This is a genomic window from Xanthomonas sp. F10 (assembly GCF_014206815.1).
Lineage (GTDB): Bacteria > Pseudomonadota > Gammaproteobacteria > Xanthomonadales > Xanthomonadaceae > Xanthomonas_A > Xanthomonas_A indica.
Map to the genome: position 1 here is coordinate 2574896 of NZ_JACHNP010000001.1, position 14381 is coordinate 2589276.

The window sequence follows — 14381 nt, forward strand, 5'->3', positions numbered from 1 at the left end:
ATGCGCGCCGCGCTGCGCCAACGGCTGTTGCTGGCGGCGCAGACCGACGCCCAGGCGGAGTCCGTAGCAGGCGGTTGGCGCAGCCGCTGCCTGCACTGCCGGCGGCGCCTGGATCTGCGCGGCGACGGCGAACCGCTGGGCCACTGCTCGCTCGAACACGTGGTCCCGCAGGCCTGGTTCGGCCGCCGCGCGGCAGCGGCGCTCTGCGGCATGGTTGGCGACGATCCGAACGACGCGCGCAATCTCGCGCTGGCCTGTGCCGGCTGCAATCACGCCAAGGGCCGCCACCACGATGCGCGCGGGCCGCAGGACGCGCGCGCCCGCGAGGTGGTCGCCGCGTTGCTCAGCGCGCGGCTGGCGCGCTGGCGTCCGCCGCCGGCGCCAACCCCCTGACTTCGGCGGCGCTGAGTGCGCGCCAGGCGCCCTTGCCCAGGTCGCCCAGCACCAGCTCGCCGATCGCCACCCGCACCAGCCGCAGCACGTCCAGGCCGAGCGCGGCGAGCAGCCGCCGGATCTGCCGGTTGCGGCCCTCGTCCAGCACCACCTCCAGCCAGGCATGGCGCTCGCCTTGGCGCAGCAGGCGCACCTGCTTGGCCCGCAGCGCTTCGCCCTCGGCGACCACGCCGGCACACATCCGCGCCAGCAGCGCCGCGTCGGGCACCGCGTCCACCTGCACGTGGTAGGTCTTGTCCGGGCCGCTGCCCGGATCGGTGACCCGCGCCGCCCATTGCGGGTCGTTGCTGAACAGCAGCAGGCCCTCGCTGGCCTTGTCCAGGCGCCCGACCGGCGCCAGCCACGGCAGGCCGGCGCCGTCGAAACAGCGGTACACGGTGTCGCGGCCGCGTTCGTCCTGCGCACTGGTGACCAGCCCGCGCGGTTTGTTGAGCATCAGGTACAGGCGTGCGGTGTCGGCCAGCGGCGCACCGTCCACGGCCAGCCGGTGGCGGCCCTGCACGATCGGGAATTCGGGATCGGTGACGATGCGCCCGTCGACCGCGACACGGCCGGCGGCGATCCAGCGTGCGGCCTCGGTGCGCGAGCACAGGCCCAGCTTGGACAAGGTGCGGGCCAGGCCGTGGCGCGGCGTGGCCGGTGCGGCGTCGCGCACGGGCAGGCGCGGACGCACGGGCGCCGTCGGGGACGACGCCGGACGGCGGGAACGCGGCGGCTTGGCCCTTCGCACTGCGCGAACGGGCGCGGCCGCGGGCGGCCGCGCGTCGAGCTCTTACTGCTTGTTGGCGTCGGCCGGCGCCGGCGCCTCGGCGGCAGCCGCCGGGGCCGGAGCCGGACGGGCCTTGACCACACGGACGCCGCGCGCCTTCATCCAGGCGTCGAACTCCTCGGCGGTCATGCGCTTGCCGTTCTGGCTCATGTCGAACCGCCAGGGCGTGTTGTCGAAGGCGGTGGCCGGCTTGTAGGCGGCCGGATCGTTGGGCTTCACCGCGCCCGGGGTGGCGTTGGCCAGGCTCTGGCAGCCTTCGGCGCGCAGCCGCAGCAACACGCGGTCCAGCGACTGGTCGCTGCTGTAGGACTGGGTCAGCACGCCGCTGGGCATGCCCAGCTGCACGTTGCGGCTGAACAATTCGGAAGCGACCGGTGCGGCGACCGTGGCCGGCAGCGCCAGCGGCTTGGGCAGCAGATCGCCGGAGCAATCCGGTGCGGCGTGGGCCGCAGGAATCAGGGCAAGCGCGAGCAGGCTGGCCGTCACGATACGCAGCATCGGTTTTTTTCCATTCAGGCGAGTCGACGAGCGAGTGTAGGCAGGCCCCGGCACGCTTTCAACTGTTACCGGCACTACATGCGCTAAATAATTGGGATTGCTGAAAAAGTTCAGATTGGAACGGGCATGGAAAACGTCAGCGTCCGCGTCGCGCGCAGGAGCGGCTTCAGCCGCGACAGGCTCTCCCAGCAAAGCCCATCGCGGCTGAAGCCGCTCCTACGAAAAGCTGCGCGGACCAAGACACCGCATTACCCCACCCCACAAAAACAAAGCCCGGCACGAGGCCGGGCTTTGCTTGAGACTGGAAGCGTCCGATTAGTTCTGGACGTTCAGCTCGGTACGACGGTTCTTGGCGCGGCCTTCCGGGTTGTCCGAACCATCCGGGTTGGTGTTCGGAGCAATCGGGCGGCTCTCGCCGTAGCCGATCGGGCCGACCAGACGCGACGCGTCGACGCCGTTCTTCACCAGGTAGTCGTACACGACGCGGGCGCGGCGCTCGGACAGCTTCTGGTTGTAGGCTTCGGTACCCTTCGAGTCGGTGTGACCGGCAACCTCGACGCGCAGGTCGGGGTAGCGCTTCAGGATCTCGGTGGCCTCGCCCAGGATCGCCACGGCGTCCGGACGCAGGTTCGCCTTGTTGAAGTCGAAGTTGACGCCCTTCAGGTCGATCGACACCGGCACCGGGCAGCCATCCGGACCGATGGTCTGGCCAGGCTGGGAGTTCGGGCACTTGTCGTCGCAGTTGTTGACGCCGTCACCATCGTCGTCCAGATCGGCGCAGCTCGGCGCAGCGGCCGGCGGCGGCGGCGGGGCGACCGGGGCAGCCGGCGGCGGGCCCAGCGGGATCACGACGCCGACCGAAGCCAGCACGTCGCCGAACCAGTTCTCCGACGGAGCGGCAACGCTCTGGTCGTCGAAGTCAGCGCGGTAGGCCACTTCGGCACGCACGGCAACGCGCTTGTCGAAGGTGGTCTGCAGACCGACGCCGGCCTTGGCGGCGAAGTTGCCGTCCTTGCGCTGGCCCGGGGAGACCGGACCGCCGGTGTCGAACTCTTCTTCCGAGCGCTGGTAGCCCAGGCCGAACAGCAGGTACGGGTTCCAGCCGCGGCCTTCCTGGATGAAGTGGCGACGCAGGTCGAACGAGATGCCGTACTGGCTCCAGTTCAGGTCCTGGTTCTTGTCGAAGTTCGGGTTCTGATAGTTCAGTTCACCGTCCAGCGACCAGTTCGGGTTGATGAACTTGCCCAGGCCCAGGGTGACGAAGGGCGCATCGTTGGTGGTGCGGTCCTTGTCCTGGAAGTTGAAGCCAGCCGAACCGGTCAGGTACCAGCGGTCGTCGAATTCCTGTGCGGACGCTGCCTGGGCGACGGCCAGACCGCCCAGCAACGCGGCGGTGAGAATTTTCTTGTTCATTAATACAGCTCCTTGTTTCGGGGAGATAGAAACCGATAGAGGCATGGTTCAGTACAGATGTCTCGTCACATCCAGACGGCCGTTTCCGCACGCCATCGCCGCGCACATTATGCGCCGCATAGTGAAGATGGCGTTAACGAGCACGTAACATGTGAAAGTCGACGCCAGCCCCTGCCAGGCCGTGGATACACCGTATACAGGTTAATGAAACCGCGCAATGCGGCAGGCCAGTGACCGTTTGCGGTCGTAGACAAGGACCCACAGGGCGACCCAGGTCTCACCGCGGCCGCGCCCACGGCGGCGGATCGGCCAGCTCGGCCTGCATGAAGTCGACGAAGGCCCGCACCCGCGGCGGCACCAGCCGGCGCTGCGGCATCACCGCGTAGATGCCGGTCTCGGTCAGCGGGTAGTCGGCCAGCACCTGGCACAGCCGCCCCTGCCGCAGGTCCTCGGCCACGTGCCATTCCGAATGCAGGGCGATGCCCTGGCCGTTGACCGCGGCATCGCGCAGCACCTCGCCGAAGTTGGTCTCCAGCGGCCCGGCCACGCGGACGGCGATTTCGCCGTCGGGTCCCTGCAGCCGCCAGGTGTCCTGCCGGCCATCGCTGCCGGTCAGAAGCAGGCAGGCGTGGGCGGCCAGATCGGCCGGCGTGGCCGGGGTGCCGTGGCGGCGCAGGTAGTCGGGCGAGGCGCAGAGCATGCGCCGGTTGCCGGCCAGGCGCCGCGCCACCAGGCTGGAATCGCGCAGCGTGCCGATCCGGATCGCCAGGTCGAAGCCTTCGCTGACCAGGTCCACGACGTTGTCGCTCAGGTGCACGCTCAGCCGCACCTGCGGGTGCAGCGCCATGAACCGCGGCAGCAGCGGCGACACGTACAGGCGCCCGAACGCCGCCGACATCGTCACCCGCAGGGTGCCGGCGGCGACCTCGCCGGCCTGGCGCAGGCCGCCGGCCAGCGATTCCAGGTCCTCGACCAGCGGCCGCCCCTGCTCGGCCAGCTGCAGGCCTTCCGGGGTCGGGTGCAGGCGCCGCGTGGTCCGGTGCAGCAGGCGCACGCCGAGCGCGCGTTCCAGCCGCTGCAGCCGCTGGCTGGCCACCGCCACCGACAGGTCCAGGCTGCGCGCGGCGGCGCTGATCGAACCGAGGTCGAGCACGCGCAGGAACAGGGCGATGTCGCCGATCCGGTCCATTGTGTGGATTCCATTGAAAGTCGTTCAATATTTTTACTGTTTTTACTGAGAAACGACAGACCTAGGCTGCCCGTCCTCCCGCCACTCCGGAGCCGCCGCATGGCCGCCTCGCTCGCCCCACCTTCCCCGTCCGCTGCCGGGCGCACGCCGCTCGCGCTGTACGCGCTGACCGCCGGCGCCTTCGGCATCGGCACCACCGAATTCGTGATCATGGGCCTGCTGCTGCAGGTCGCCGCTGACCTGCAGGTCAGCGTCCCCGCCGCCGGACTGCTGATCTCCGGCTATGCGCTGGGCGTGTTCCTCGGCGCGCCGCTGCTGACCGTGGCCAGCCGGCGCTGGCCGCGCAAGCGCGTGCTGCTGGCACTGATGCTCGTGTTCACTGTCGGCAACCTGGCCTGCGCCCTGGCGCCGAGCTATGCGGCGCTGATGGCGGCGCGGGTGGTGACCTCGCTGGCGCACGGCACCTTCTTCGGCGTCGGCGCGGTGGTCGCGACCACGCTGGTGCCGCCGCAGCGCAAGGCCTCGGCGATCTCGACCATGTTCACCGGCCTCACCGTCGCCACCCTGCTGGGGGTGCCGGCCGGCGCCTGGCTCGGCCTGCAGTACGGCTGGCGCGCCACGTTCTGGGCGGTGGCGGCGATCGGCGCGCTGGCCACCGTGGTGATCGCGGCGCTGGTGCCGGCCGACCGCGACGCCACGCCGGCGCCGCCGCTGCGCGAGGAGCTGCGCGCGGTCGGTCGCGCCCCGGTGCTGCTGGGCCTGGCGACGACGGTGCTGGGCTATGCCGGCGTGTTCGCCGTGTACACCTACGTGCAGCCGCTGCTGACCCAGGTCACCGGGGTGGCCGACAGCGCGGTGTCGCCGCTGCTGCTGGTGTTCGGCGTGGGCATGATCGTCGGCAACGTGCTCGGCGGGCGGCTGGCCGACCGCCGCCCGCGGCAGGCGCTGCCGCTGAGCCTGGGCGTGCTGGCCGTGGTGCTGGCGGCGCTGACCCTCGCCCTGCCCTCGGCGCCGGCGATGGCGCTGGGCATCGGCCTGCTGGGCGTGGCCGCGTTCGCCACGGTGGCGCCGCTGCAGGTGTGGGTACTGGGCAAGGCCGGCGAGGCCGGCCGGCATCTGGCCTCCAGCCTGAACATCGGTGCGTTCAACCTGGGCAATGCGCTGGGTGCCTGGCTCGGCGGCCTGGTGCTCGGCCATGGCGGCAGCCTGTCGCAGCTGCCATGGGTGGCGGCGCTGCTGACCCTGGCCGGACTGGCGGTGGCGCTGGGCGCGCTGCGGTTGTCGCCGGCCACCGCCACATCCGCGGCCGATACCGGCGCGGGCTGCGCCGCCGGCGGTGCCGCATGAGCCGGGCAATGGCAAAGGCCGCGCTGGCGACGGCGCTGCTGGGCACGCTTGCGCTGCCGGCCGGCGCGGCGCCGCGCGACTGGATCGCGACCTGGCAGGCCAGCCCGCAGCCGCTGTGGGGCGCGGACTTCCCGTTCCCGACGCAGACGCCGTTCCACCTGTGGCGGCAGACCGTGCGCCAGGTGGCGCGGGTCAGCCTCGGCGGCAACGAGGTGCGGGTGGAACTGAGCAACGCCTATGGCGATGCGCCGCTGCACATCGGCGCCGCGTCGCTGGCGCTGGCCGGCGACGGCGCGGCGACCCTGCCCGGCTCGCAGCGGCCACTGCGCTTCGGCGGCAAGACCGAGGTGACCGTGCCGCCAGGCGCGCCGGTGCTCAGCGACCCGGTGGCGCTGCGCGTGCCGGACCTGGCCCGGCTCAGCATCAGCCTGTACCTGCCGCAGCCCACCGCGCCGTCCACCTTCCACTGGGAAGGCCTGCAGAGCGCGTGGCTGGCCGACGGCGAGCACACCGCCGACGCCACGTTGGCCGGCGCCAGCGCGCTGCCGGTGCGGCTGTTCGTGAGCGGCATCCAGGTGCGTCGCGCCGATGCCGTCGGCGCGGTGGTGGCGCTGGGCGACTCGATCACCGACGGCGCCGCCTCGACGCCGGGACAGGACCGGCGCTGGCCGGACCAGTTGGCCACGCGGCTGGCGGCGCAACGGGTGGCGGTCCTCAACGCCGGCATCTCCGGCGGCCGCGTGCTGCGCGACCGCATGGGCCGCAACGCGCTGGCGCGGCTGGACCGCGACGTGCTGGCGCAGCCGGGCGTGGAGACCCTGATCCTGTTGCTGGGCATCAACGACATCAGTTGGTACGCCACGCCGTTCGCGCCGGACGACGCACCCGTGTCGGCCGAGGAACTGATCGCCGGCTACCAACAACTGCTGCAGCGCGCGCAGGCGCGCGGCCTGCGGGTGATCGGCGCCACCCTCACACCGTTCGAGGGCGCGCTGCCCGACTCGCCGATCCCCGGCTACTACAGCCCGCAGAAGGACGCCGTGCGCCAGCAGGTCAACGCCTGGCTACGCGCCGATAACGGCTTCGACGCGATCCTGGATCTCGATGCGCTGCTGCGCGACCCCGCGCATCCCACGCGGCTGCGCGCGGACTTCGACTCGGGCGATCACCTGCATCCCGGCGACGCCGGCTATGCGGCCATCGCCGAGGCCGCCGCGCAACTGCTGGGCGCCGACGCGCCCGCTGCACCGGCCACGTCCGCGGCCGCCACCTCCGCCAGCGCCGCCGCGCGCTGACCTGCCTCCCCTTCCCACCATCAGGAGTTCACCATGGAATACCGTCATCTCGGCGCATCCGGCTTCAAGGTCCCGGTGCTCAGCTTCGGTACCGGCACCTTCGCCGGCACCAACCCCTTCTTCGCCGCCTGGGGTAATTCGGACGTGGATCAGGCGCGGCGCCTGATCGACATCTGCCTGGAGGCCGGCGTCACCCTGTTCGACAGCGCCGATGTCTACTCCAGCGGCGCCGCCGAATCGGTGCTGGGCGCAGCGATCAAGGGCCGCCGCGACCAGGTGCTGCTCTCGACCAAGGCCGGCTTCCGCTTCGACCGCGAGGCGCCCAACAGCGTCGGCTCCTCGCGCTTCCATTTGATTCGCGCAGTGGAGACGGCGCTGACCCGCCTGGGCACCGACTACCTCGACCTGTTCCAGCTGCACGGCTTCGACGCGCGCACGCCGGTGGAGGAAACCCTGTCCACGCTCGACGACCTGGTGCGTGCCGGCAAGATCCGCTACCTGGGCGTGTCCAACTTCTCCGGCTGGCAACTGATGAAATCGCTGGCGGCAGCCGACCGCCATGGCTGGTCGCGCTATGTCGCGCACCAGGCCTATTACTCGCTGATCGGCCGCGACTACGAAGAGGAACTGATGCCGCTGGGCCTGGACCAGGGCGTGGGCGCGCTGGTGTGGAGCCCGCTGGGCTGGGGCCGGCTGACCGGCAAGCTGCGCCGCGGCCAGCCGCTGCCGGACAGCAGCCGCCTGCACGACAAGGCGGTCACCGAGGCCGGCCCGCCGGTGCAGGAAGAGCACCTGTACCGCGTGATCGACGCGCTCGAGGCGATCGCCGCCGAGACCGGCAAGAGCGTGCCGCAGATCGCGCTGAACTGGCTGCTGCAGCGGCCGACGGTCAGCAGCGTGATCATCGGCGCACGGACCGAGGAGCAGTTGCGGCAGAATCTGGGAGCGGTCGGCTGGACGCTCGATGCCGCCCACGTGCAACAGCTGGATGCGGCCAGCGCAGCGGTACCGGCGTATCCGTACTGGCACCAGCGCGGCTTCGCCGAGCGCAATCCGCGGCCGGTCTGAGCCGCGGCCGTGCCCTCCTTTCCCTCACGTCCAGGAGCCTCCATGAAAGCGGTCGCCACCCTCCACCCCCTGCCGATCGACGATCCCCAGTCGCTGCACGACCTCGACCTGCCGACGCCGCCCGCGCCCGGCGGCCACGACCTGCTGGTGCGGGTGGAGGCGGTCTCGGTCAACCCGGTGGACACCAAGGTCCGCGCCAAGGGCGCGCCCGACGGCCAGCCCAAGGTGCTGGGCTATGACGCCGCCGGCGTGGTCGAGGCGGTCGGCCCCGACGTCGACGGCTTAGAACCGGGCGACGAGGTCTACTACGCCGGCGACATCACCCGCGCCGGCAGCAACGCGCAGTACCAATTGGTGGATGCGCGCATCGTCGCGCGCAGGCCCTCCACGCTGGACTTCGCCCAGGCCGCGGCGCTGCCGCTGACCACCCTCACCGCCTGGGAACTGCTGTTCCAGCGCATGCCGTTCGACTTCGACGACGAACACAACCGCGGCCGCCGCCTGCTGGTGATCGGCGGTGCCGGCGGGGTCGGCTCGATCGCGATCCAGCTGGCGCGGCATGCCGGCTTCGAGGTGATCGCCACCGCCTCGCGCCCGCAGACCCGCGACTGGTGCCTGCAACTCGGCGCGCACCATGTGATCGACCATCGCCAGGAGCTGGCGCCGCAGCTGCAGGCGCTGGGCATCGACCAGGTGGACGCGGCGCTGAACCTGGCCGACACCGACCGCTACTGGCAGGCGCTGGGCGAACTGCTGGCGCCGCAGGGCCACGTCGGGCTGATCGTCGAACCGAGCAGCCCGCTGCACATCGGCGACCCGTACAAGGCCAAGTGCATCGGCATCCACTGGGAAATGATGTTCGCGCGTGCCCGTTTCCGCACCGGGGACATGATCGAACAGCACCGCATCCTGGCGCGCACCGCCAGCCTGGTGGACGCAGGCGAACTGCGCACCACCCTGACCGAGACACTGAGCCCGATCAACGCCGCCACCCTGCGCGAGGCGCACCGCCGCCTGGAGTCGGGCAGCACCATCGGCAAACTGGCGCTGGTCGGCTGGGGCTGAGCGGCGGCGCAGCGATCGAAACGTTGACGCGATCGCCCCGCATTGCGCGCGGCGGTCGTAGGCTGTACATGACCGTGACCCGGTAGTTCTGCTGTTGCCGTTGTTGTTGTTATTGCTGTCGCTGTTGCTACAGCTCTTGCCTCGGCCTTTGCTGTGCTTTTGATCTACAGGGCCCCCTCGGCGCGGCAGACATGGCGGGCGAGTACCCGAAGGGCGACGCGCAGGATGCGCGTCGTTTTCCGCCGGCACATGGATGTGCCGTCGGAAAATGCCCGACTTGGCTGCGAACCCGGAGCGCGATAGCGCGGAGGGCGCGCTGCGGGGTGTGCTTTCTTTTGGTTACTTTTCTTTGCACAAGCAAAGAAAAGTAACCCGCGCCAGCGGAAGCTGTTGCTCTTGCTTTTAAGCGTCATGCTTCAAAATCCCAGAGCGATGTAAAGGCGGCTTAAGGCAACGTCCCTCTTGCCGTAGCCCAAGTTTCACGGCACCCTGCGCCCTTCCGTACGCCTGCGTATCCACGCCATGTCGCCCGCCTCCGGCCAGCCCGAATCCACCTCCCCCGCCTACCCGCACCTGTTCGCCCCGCTGGATCTGGGCTTCACCCAACTGCGCAACCGCATCCTGATGGGCTCGATGCACACCGGCCTGGAAGACCGCGCCCGCGACTTCCCCAAGCTGGCCGCGTACTTCGCCGAGCGCGCCGCCGGCGGCGTCGGGTTGATCGTCACCGGCGGCTTCGCCCCGAACGTGGTCGGCTGGCTGAAGCCGTTCGGCGGCAAGCTGTCCTGGCCATGGGAGGTGCGCCCGCACCGGCAGGTCACCGCCGCGGTGCACGCGCATGGCGCCAAGATCTGCCTGCAGCTGCTGCACGCCGGGCGCTACGCCTATCACCCCTTGTCGGTGGCACCGTCGAAGCTGAAGGCGCCGATCAATCCGTTCACCCCGCGCGCGCTGTCGGCCCGCGGCGTCGAACGCCAGATCGATGCCTACGCGCATGCCGCCAGGCTCGCCCGCGAGGCCGGCTACGACGGCGTCGAGGTGATGGGCTCGGAAGGCTATCTGATCAACGAGTTCATCGCCCCGCGCAGCAATCGCCGCAGCGACGCCTGGGGCGGTGACGCCGCCAAGCGCATGCGCTTCGCGGTGGAGATCGTGCGTCGCATCCGCGCCGCCTGCGGGCCGGACTTCATCATCGTCTACCGCCTGTCGCTGGTGGACCTGGTCGAGGACGGCAGCGACTGGCAGGAGATCGTGCTGCAAGCGCAGGCGATCGAGGCCGCCGGCGCGACCCTCATCAACTCAGGCATCGGCTGGCACGAAGCACGCGTGCCGACCATCGCCACCTCGGTACCGCGCGCCGCCTTCGCCGCGGTCACCGCCAAGCTCAAGCCGCACGTGCGGCTGCCGCTGATCGCCACCAACCGCATCAACATGCCCGACGTGGCCGAGCGCATCCTCGCCGGCGGCGGCGCCGACATGGTGTCGCTGGCGCGGCCGCTGCTGGCCGACCCGGAATGGGCGAACAAGGCGCAGCGCGGCCAGGCCCAGGCGATCAACACCTGCATCGCCTGCAACCAGGCCTGCCTGGACCACGTGTTCGAGAACAAGACCGCCAGTTGCCTGGTCAATCCGCGCGCGGCCGCCGAGACCGAACTGAACTACCTGCCGACCCGCGCGCCCAAGCGCATCGCCGTGGTCGGCGCCGGCCCGGCCGGCCTGGCCTGCGCCACCGTGGCGGCGCAACGCGGCCACCGCGTCACCCTGTTCGACAGCGCCAGCGAGATCGGCGGCCAGTTCAACGTGGCCAAGCGGATTCCCGGGAAGGAGGAATTCCACGAGACGCTGCGCTACTTCGGCCACCAGATCGACGCCACCGGCGTGGAGCTGCGCCTGCAGACCACCGCCGATGCGGCGCTGCTGGCCGACTTCGACGAGGTGGTGCTGGCCACCGGCATCGTGCCGCGCGCGGTGGACTTCCCCGGCGCCGACCATCCCAGCGTGGTCAGTTACCTGGACGTGCTGCAGGGACGGGTGCAGGCGGCGGACAAGGTCGCGATCATCGGCGCCGGCGGCATCGGCTTCGATGTCGGCGAGTTCCTGGTGCACGCCGGTGCATCGACCGCGCTGGATCCGGCGCGGTGGATGGCCGAGTGGGGCGTGGACCCGCAGTTCGAAGGCCGCGGCGCGCTGTGCAAGCCGCGCCCGGAGCCGCCGGCGCGCAGCGTGTGGCTGCTGCAGCGCAGCCCGGGCCGGCCCGGCGCGCGGCTGGGCAAGACCACCGGCTGGATCCATCGCGCCACGCTCAAGGCCAAGGGCGTGACCATGCTCGGCGGCGTCGAATACCTGGGCGTGGACAACAGCGGCCTGCGCATCCGCGTGGACGGTACCGAGCAACTGTTGCCCGTCGGCACGGTGGTGATCTGCGCCGGCCAGGAACCTCGCCGCGACCTGCAGGCGGCGCTGCTGGCCGCCGGCCGCAGCCCGCACCTGATCGGCGGCGCCGACGTCGCCGCCGAACTGGACGCCAAGCGCGCCATCGCCCAGGGCAGCCGGCTGGCCGCGCAGCTGTAGGGCGCGCCTCGCGCTGGCCGTCGGGAGACAGCCGGCCAGGGCAGCGGACTTGGTGCTGTCGCATCGCGCCGCTATAAGCCTGTGCATGCCGCATCCCTCGCCCTTGCCCGCCCTGCCCCGCCTGCCACAAGCGGCGCTGGCGGCGTATGCCGGCGCGCATTTCGGCAAGAGCCTGCTGTGGTACGCGGGCGAATTGCTGCTGATCTATTCGCTGACCGAACACGCCGGCCTGCGCGCGATCGCGGCCGGCGTGGTGCTGGCGCTGGGCCTGCTGCTCAGCGCCGCGATCGGCCTTGGCGCCGGCTGGGGCCTGCGCCGGCGCCTGCGCGACGTGCGCAGCGCCGGGCGCCTGCAATGGCACGGCCTGGCCGCCGCGGCGCTGGCGCTGCTGCTGGTGTTCGCCGCGCCCTTGCTGCCGTCGCCGTGGCGGCTGGGCTACGTGCTGGCGGTGAGCCTGCTGTTCCGGCTGGCCTACGCCGCCTGCGACGTGGCCCAGAACACCTTACTGAGCCTGGCGCAGTGGCCCTGGCGCGGCCATGACGGCGCCAGCGCCTTGCGCCTGGCCGGCAGCGGCGCCGCGGCGTTGCTGATCAGCAGCGTGGTCGGCGCGGTGCTGGCGCGCGGCGCCGACGGCGGAAGCCTGGCGCTGCAGGCCAGCGCGGTGCTGGCGGCCGTGGCGATGCTGTGCGCCTGGCAGTTGCAGCGCGTGATGCGCCGCCCCACCGTCGCCCACCCGACACCGGCCGACACCACGGCCGTGGCCTCGACCGACACGGCGCCCTCCTGGCGCGCGATTCCCTGGCAGCCGCTGGCGCTGATCGCGGCGGTGTCGCTGACCCTGCCTGCGTTCACCAAGCTCGCCCCGTACGTGGCCGCGTACGGCCTGCTCTCGCCCGGCTGGGGCAGTGCGGTGTTGATCGCCTATGCGCTCGGCACGGTGCTGGTGCAGCCGCTGGCCGCGCGTTGGGGCCGGCAGCGCAGGCCGGCGCAACGGCTGGCCTGGCTCGGTGGTGCCCTGCTGCTGTGCGCGCCGCTGTTCGCGCTGGCGTTGCCGGCGCAGCCGCTGCTGAGCCTGGCGGCGGCGGCCTGTATCGGCGCCATCGGCGGCAGCGGCGGACAACTGGTGTGGGCCTGGCATGCGCAGTGCACCGCGACCCGCGCGGTCGCCGAGCACGCGCTGTGCTTTGCCGCACTGACCGCCGCCGCGCAGGTCGCGCTGGCCGCGGGGGTGGTGCTGATCGGCCTGCTGCTGGATGCGCTGGCCTACCGCGACGGGCACTGCACCCTGCTGTGCTGGGCGATGGCCGCGGGCCCGCTGCTGTGCGGGGCGTTGTGCCTGCTGCTGGCGCTGCTCACCGGGCGCCACCGGTCGCTCCCGCTCGGCGTCGGCGTGGCGACGAGCGCCAACGGCGCTTGAGGCGCCGTGGCCCGGCCGGCGCGCTCGCGCGGGCGACGTCGCCGCGATGCAAGGCGCTCCGTGCCCTGGCTTGAACGCAGCGCGACGCGCCGCGCCCGACCGTGCTCATCTCAGGCGAAGAACGCCTGCTGCAGCGGCATCAGCGCCGCGCCCAGGGTCACCGCATCGCCGACGGTGCGGCCGATGCACAACTGCGGCAGCGGCGGCGCCAGGCCATGCCGGTTGGGCGCGCGCGGGATGCAGATGCGCTCGACCAGGCGCGCGCCGATCGCGGCGGGCAGGCGGCCGCCGATCACGATCGCCTGCGGATCCAGCGCATAGGCCAGGTAGGCGCACAGCTGCGAGAACGGCGCTTCGGCCATGTCCAGCCAGGCGTCCACGCCCGGGGTGTGCGCGTCGATCGCGCCGAGCATCTGCTCCACCCCGGCATAGTCATGGCCGGCGGCACGCACCAGCGACAACAACGCGTCCAGATTCGGATAGGCCATGCCGCCGACGGTCCAGATGCCGCCGAACTCGCCGGCGTTGCCGCGGTGGCCGCGGAACAGCCGGCCATCGGCGATGATGCCGCCGCCGAAGCCGTTGGTCAGATGCAGGTAGACGAAGTCGCGGCAGTCGCGGCCGACCCCGTACAGACTCTCGGCCACCGCCGCCGCCGCGCCATCGTTCTCCACCGTGACCGCGCAGCCCAGCGCCTCTTCCAGGATCGGCACCAGGTCCACCTGGGTCCAGTCCTCCAGCGCCGGCGGCCCGGCCATCTGCCGGCCCTGGCCGGTGAAGAACGCCGAGATCGCCGCGCCCACGCCCACCACCCGCGCCGGGTCCACTCCGGTCTCGGCCAGTAGTTCGACGCGAAACCGCTGCAACTGCGCCAGCACCGGCGCGCGGCGCATGTCGGCCAGGCCGATGCGGCGCTGGCCACGCACGTTGCCGGCGAAATCCACCAGCGCCAGCGCCACCACGTCGCCCATCAGGCCGATGCCGAAGGCGTAGGCGTAGTCCGGCGCCAAGCGCACGTCGACGCTGGGATTGCCGCGGCCTTCGGCGGCGCGGGCGCTGAGCTGGACCATGCGGTCCTGCACGAAGCCCTGCAGCAGGCGCGCCACGGTGGGCTGCGACAGAGCCAGGTCGCGGCTCAGCGCCGCCTGGGTCTGCACCCCGGTCTTGAACACGCGGTCGAGCAACTGGCGGCCGCCGGCGCTCACGCGTGGCGGGAAATCGGGATGGGGCATAGGCGGACAAAGCGTGATGGATGCACGAACGCCACAACCTACCATGCGGACATAGAAGTTTCAT

12 protein-coding genes are annotated in these 14381 nt (G+C 71.5%); 7 read left to right on the forward strand and 5 right to left on the reverse strand.

What is annotated here, in order from left to right:
- Positions 1-393, forward strand: coding sequence for an HNH endonuclease (locus FHR56_RS11300; protein ID WP_184502534.1), 393 nt, complete (start codon positions 1-3; stop codon positions 391-393).
- On the opposite strand, the gene FHR56_RS11305 is transcribed toward FHR56_RS11300, so the two are convergent.
- From FHR56_RS11305 to FHR56_RS11320, 4 genes are all read right to left on the reverse strand, one after another.
- On the reverse strand, positions 344-1126 hold the full coding sequence (locus FHR56_RS11305; protein WP_345776734.1) for a pseudouridine synthase: 783 nt from the start codon (positions 1124-1126) through the stop codon (positions 344-346). The genes FHR56_RS11300 and FHR56_RS11305 overlap by 50 nt on opposite strands.
- A 99-nt stretch (positions 1127-1225) precedes the next feature.
- Positions 1226-1720 carry a hypothetical protein gene (locus FHR56_RS11310; protein WP_152236546.1) on the reverse strand — a complete coding sequence of 165 codons (495 nt, stop codon included), beginning with the start codon at positions 1718-1720 and terminating at the stop codon, positions 1226-1228.
- Between the two features lie 315 nt (positions 1721-2035).
- Complete coding sequence (locus FHR56_RS11315) at positions 2036-3133, reverse strand: OmpA family protein (protein WP_184502536.1); 1098 nt, start codon at positions 3131-3133, stop codon at positions 2036-2038.
- A 277-nt stretch (positions 3134-3410) separates the two neighbouring features.
- Positions 3411-4322, reverse strand: coding sequence for a LysR family transcriptional regulator (locus FHR56_RS11320; RefSeq protein WP_184502537.1), 912 nt, complete (start codon positions 4320-4322; stop codon positions 3411-3413).
- Positions 4323-4421: 99 nt separating this feature from the next.
- On the opposite strand from FHR56_RS11320, the gene FHR56_RS11325 reads away from it, so the two are divergent.
- From FHR56_RS11325 to FHR56_RS11350, 6 genes are all read left to right on the forward strand, one after another.
- On the forward strand, positions 4422-5669 hold the full coding sequence (locus tag FHR56_RS11325; protein ID WP_184502538.1) for an MFS transporter: 1248 nt from the start codon (positions 4422-4424) through the stop codon (positions 5667-5669).
- Between the two features lie 8 nt (positions 5670-5677).
- On the forward strand, positions 5678-6964 hold the full coding sequence (locus FHR56_RS11330; protein WP_260400258.1) for an SGNH/GDSL hydrolase family protein: 1287 nt from the start codon (positions 5678-5680) through the stop codon (positions 6962-6964).
- A 33-nt stretch (positions 6965-6997) separates the two neighbouring features.
- Complete coding sequence (locus tag FHR56_RS11335) at positions 6998-8032, forward strand: aldo/keto reductase (RefSeq protein WP_184502540.1); 1035 nt, start codon at positions 6998-7000, stop codon at positions 8030-8032.
- Positions 8033-8074: 42 nt separating this feature from the next.
- Positions 8075-9097, forward strand: coding sequence for a zinc-binding alcohol dehydrogenase family protein (locus tag FHR56_RS11340; protein WP_184502541.1), 1023 nt, complete (start codon positions 8075-8077; stop codon positions 9095-9097).
- A 522-nt stretch (positions 9098-9619) separates the two neighbouring features.
- Positions 9620-11668 (forward strand): NADPH-dependent 2,4-dienoyl-CoA reductase, encoded by a 2049-nt coding sequence (locus tag FHR56_RS11345; protein ID WP_184502542.1) that lies wholly within the window; start codon positions 9620-9622, stop codon positions 11666-11668.
- Between the two features lie 103 nt (positions 11669-11771).
- Positions 11772-13085, forward strand: a complete 1314-nt coding sequence (locus tag FHR56_RS11350; RefSeq protein ID WP_260400259.1) for an MFS transporter — start codon at positions 11772-11774, stop codon at positions 13083-13085.
- Positions 13086-13195: 110 nt separating this feature from the next.
- Here the strand turns inward: FHR56_RS11350 and FHR56_RS11355 are convergent, their stop codons facing one another.
- Positions 13196-14317, reverse strand: a complete 1122-nt coding sequence (locus FHR56_RS11355; protein WP_184502544.1) for an ROK family protein — start codon at positions 14315-14317, stop codon at positions 13196-13198.
- Positions 14318-14381: the final 64 nt, after the last annotated feature.

Bases quoted from the DNA above. Each gene is read 5' to 3' on its own strand.
- FHR56_RS11355 (WP_184502544.1), bottom strand. From the start codon at position 14,317: ATGCCCCATCCCGATTTCCCGCCACGCGTGAGCGCCGGCGGCCGCCAG.
- FHR56_RS11340 (WP_184502541.1), top strand. From the start codon at position 8,075: ATGAAAGCGGTCGCCACCCTCCACCCCCTGCCGATCGACGATCCCCAG.
- FHR56_RS11310 (WP_152236546.1), bottom strand. From the start codon at position 1,720: ATGCTGCGTATCGTGACGGCCAGCCTGCTCGCGCTTGCCCTGATTCCT.
- FHR56_RS11320 (WP_184502537.1), bottom strand. From the start codon at position 4,322: ATGGACCGGATCGGCGACATCGCCCTGTTCCTGCGCGTGCTCGACCTC.
- FHR56_RS11315 (WP_184502536.1), bottom strand. From the start codon at position 3,133: ATGAACAAGAAAATTCTCACCGCCGCGTTGCTGGGCGGTCTGGCCGTC.
- FHR56_RS11325 (WP_184502538.1), top strand. From the start codon at position 4,422: ATGGCCGCCTCGCTCGCCCCACCTTCCCCGTCCGCTGCCGGGCGCACG.
- FHR56_RS11335 (WP_184502540.1), top strand. From the start codon at position 6,998: ATGGAATACCGTCATCTCGGCGCATCCGGCTTCAAGGTCCCGGTGCTC.
- FHR56_RS11330 (WP_260400258.1), top strand. From the start codon at position 5,678: ATGGCAAAGGCCGCGCTGGCGACGGCGCTGCTGGGCACGCTTGCGCTG.
- FHR56_RS11300 (WP_184502534.1), top strand. From the start codon at position 1: ATGCGCGCCGCGCTGCGCCAACGGCTGTTGCTGGCGGCGCAGACCGAC.
- FHR56_RS11345 (WP_184502542.1), top strand. From the start codon at position 9,620: ATGTCGCCCGCCTCCGGCCAGCCCGAATCCACCTCCCCCGCCTACCCG.